The sequence below is a fragment of the Portibacter marinus genome (genome assembly GCF_021533195.1).
Taxonomy (GTDB): Bacteria; Bacteroidota; Bacteroidia; order Chitinophagales; family Saprospiraceae; genus Portibacter; species Portibacter marinus.
On the sequence record NZ_JAJNKB010000034.1, the window covers coordinates 1 to 3,541 of the forward strand.

Annotated in this window: 3 protein-coding genes; all 3 read left to right on the forward strand. The window is 32.1% G+C overall.

The genetic code is table 11. The features are described 5' to 3' along the window. The first annotated feature begins 558 nt into the window (after positions 1-558). The 3 genes from L2567_RS20620 (at position 559) to L2567_RS20630 (ending at position 3,421) form a co-directional block, all read left to right on the forward strand. Positions 559-1,527: a Fic family protein gene (locus L2567_RS20620; RefSeq protein ID WP_454824042.1), complete on the forward strand. Its 969-nt coding sequence runs from the start codon at positions 559-561 to the stop codon at positions 1,525-1,527. 417 nt (positions 1,528-1,944) lie between these two features. Next, positions 1,945-2,784, forward strand: a complete 840-nt coding sequence (locus tag L2567_RS20625) for a DUF4238 domain-containing protein (RefSeq protein WP_235299758.1) — start codon at positions 1,945-1,947, stop codon at positions 2,782-2,784. A 292-nt stretch (positions 2,785-3,076) separates the two neighbouring features. Then, positions 3,077-3,421 carry a hypothetical protein gene (locus L2567_RS20630; RefSeq protein WP_235299759.1) on the forward strand — a complete coding sequence of 115 codons (345 nt, stop codon included), beginning with the start codon at positions 3,077-3,079 and terminating at the stop codon, positions 3,419-3,421. The last annotated feature ends 120 nt before the right edge of the window (positions 3,422-3,541 follow it).

Below are 3,541 nucleotides of genomic sequence, written 5' to 3' on the forward strand. Positions count from 1 at the left end.
TCCTTTAAGGCCTCCAATACGACATCTGTCTTGAATTTGCTGGTATACTTTTTTCTACTCATAACAGTAAATTTAATGGTTTGTAATCAAACTATATTCACTGTCTAGTTTTCGGGGGGAACTTCAATCAAATTATTTAATTCCAACACTCACTTACTATAATTCTCAAACTTCAACTAATCAAATTGACACAACACGAATCATTGAACGTTTAATAGAGAAGACAATCGAAATCGTTTTCGTTCTAGCCTACAGAAACAAAAGCCAATTTCATGGCACAGCAATTGAAAAAATTAGAAGAAGCAATTCTAATATTGCTAAATATTCAATAGTGAATGTGGTAAAAGAAATGAATGGTATTTTTGATTTAAAATTAATTGACATTAGTACAATAAGTGACGATAGCTAACATGCGACATCACATCATGCTTCGGCTATCGCCTCGCACGCTGGATGTCGCTGGCCGTTAGGTCTAATTGATGATAGCATCATTTGTATTTAAATAATCTGATTAGTTTGATTATTTGTATATTTATGCGATCAAATGATGCTATCATGATTCGTAAGTATTACGAAGGAACTTCAGAAATTATAAATCTTTCAACTGAAATAGGAAAACTGTTAGGTGTTGTAGATTCAACCTACTTACGGAAACCGGAAACTAATCTTCGGAAAGAAAATAGAATCAAATCAATCCAATCTTCATTAGAAATTGAGGGAAACACATTAAATATCGATCAAGTCACAACTCTATTCAACAACAAAAGAGTTCTGGGACCTTCAAAGGATATTTTAGAAGTTAAAAACGCCATAAAAGTCTACAATCAACTCGACCAATTTGATCCATATGACTTAGATTCATATTTATGTGCTCATGAATTACTTATGCAAGGTTTAATAGAGCATCCTGGTCAATTTAGAACTAAGGGAGTTGGAATTTTCAAAGGTGAAAAAGTAGCACACATGGCTCCACCTGCATGGAACGTCCATCATTTAATGACTGAACTCTTTTCATATTTATCAACAGGAGAAGATAATTTGATCATCAAGAGCTGTGTGTTTCATTATGAAATGGAATTCATACATCCATTTATGGATGGAAATGGAAGAATGGGAAGATTGTGGCAGACCATCATTTTGATGAAAGAAAATCCAGTATTTGAGTATTTGCCTATCGAAGAAGAAGTCAGAAACACCCAATCAGAGTACTATGAAACTCTATCAATTGCTGACAAACAAGGTGTTTCAACAGTATTTATTGAATATATGCTTGGCATCATAAAGAAATCACTTCAACAGCTAATTGAAACTCAAAGAACCCAATTGAATGATGAGGAGCGCATCTTATATTTCATAGAAAATTATCAACAAGAGGAGTTTTCAAGAAAAGATTATCTATCTATATTTAAAGATATTTCAACTGCTACGGCTACCAGAGATTTGAACAAAGGAATCAGATTAGGTAAGTTTGAAAAGAAAGGAGAAGATAGAACAACAAAATATAGGATCGTCAAAAAAGGCAACTAGACCTAACACTATGCATGAGTGAATATTTCGCTATCGCTCATACTCACCATGCATTATACGTTATCGGTCATTCACCCGAACCATATGCTTCTAAGAATTGACAATTTATTGTGGTACAAAATTGCTAAGTGACTTCCTTGAGCAAACTAAAAGTAACAATTATCTACTGGCAACAAGTATGAAAATTACATAAACAGTAATATATTAACAACAGTTATTCAGTATGAAATATACTTTAATAATATAAATTTTGATCTCAAGTTCAATCCTTTAAATTGAAATTAGAATTAATTGAGGTTGGTTTAAGGTAAATAGGAGTTACTAATATAATTGAGTTGACAAATCATAAAATTAAATGTCATTTGATATTGCTAAAAATGAAAGCCAATTCAGATGTAATTACAAAACATTGAAGAAATGCCTGCACACAAGAATCAACATCTAATTCCGCAAGTCTACCTCAAACAATTTGGATTTAAAAAGCAGTTCACTAAGGGTAAAAAGTGGTTTGTGAGTGTTAAAAACTTAGAAACAAAGAAATGGGAAGATCGAGAGATCAAGAAATTCTTAGCAGAAAACCATGCTTTTACTTTAGAAAACTACAAAGAAATCCATGAATTAATTATAGAAAAGGATCTTAATAGTAGAATTGAAGCTAGAATTCCAAAAGTCATTAAACAATTACAAGATGGAGAATTAACAGAAAATATCCAATTAGCAATCGCAGAAACTACTGCTAATCTTCTTTGTCGAACCAAAGCACTTAGAAACTGGCTCAAGGGATGGCTGAAACGAGATGATTTCCGTGATTTTTTTGACATAATAGTAGAGTTTGAAGGTCTTAGTGATGATGAAAAGGATAGCATTTTTAATTCCTACATATCAATGTCTCAAAAAGATGCTGTAAATTCTCTAATGGTCGCATACATGAATCATACCAGCAAACAATTAAGATCTGCATCTATTGAAGTATTGAAAGGATCAAATGAAGCGCAATATTTTACATCTGATAATCCGGTTGTATTGATGAACGATATTGGATATGGACAAATTGGTAAAAAGGAAATGGAAATCTACTTTCCATTGTCTAACACGATCTTGATAAGATTTTATTGGCATGACAAGGATCATCCAGAAGAACGAGTAATCAAAGAGGTCTCTAAAGAAGAATATGATTATTTTCACAGAGAGGTACTAATATATTCTGCGGATAAATTTATTATTTCGCCTATTGAAAAATCATTACTTGGAAGATAGGAACGACCGATAACACGCTGTCATCTCGTCATGGCTGCTAACGCTGACGCCACGACGGATACAGCTATCACGTTGTGATGCCATTGTTAATCTACCAATAAATAGTTAATTGATTGATAAAATACTTGATTTTCATCTTAAAATTAACGGAAGATTATTGACTTTCTTGCGGTAAAATATTAACTGTGTCAAACTGATAAAAGGTGTGGAATATTTGAAAAGAATTCCAAGAGATACTAAATTTACTGACATACAACAAAAACTATGTAGAATAACCTAAAATCAAAGAACCATGAAAAATTTTCTATTAACTCTATTCTTTAGTTCCGTAACCTCATTTCAGATATTTTCTCAAGATACGCCAAAGATCTTAATCAAAAGTGATTCTATCGCTTGCGAAGGAGATAGTCTTCTTGCTTCACTTGAGCTTCAAGGTATAAAGGGAACTATCAATTATGTTTGGAGTTCGAATATTGGAAACATTGAAAAAACTGGTGATTCAATTGTGATATCAAGACTAAATCAAACTTCAACAAACAAATTAATTTTGTATGTAAAAGCATATGTTGAAAACGAAGATTCAACTTCCGTACTTGAGGATTCCACTGAAATTCAAATTTATAAAAACCCAATGTAACAGCCCCCGATATCATCAGAGAGTAATTATAAAATAATTTTTGTAATTATGAATATGAAAATCACAGAAAAGGGGACAAAGAAATTCACCAAGAAAGAAAAGCTTCAGATAATCGAAGAA

Excerpts from the sequence above, each read along its gene's own strand:
- L2567_RS20625 (WP_235299758.1), top strand. The coding sequence starts at position 1,945 with ATGCCTGCACACAAGAATCAACATCTAATTCCGCAAGTCTACCTCAAA.
- L2567_RS20630 (WP_235299759.1), top strand. The coding sequence starts at position 3,077 with ATGAAAAATTTTCTATTAACTCTATTCTTTAGTTCCGTAACCTCATTT.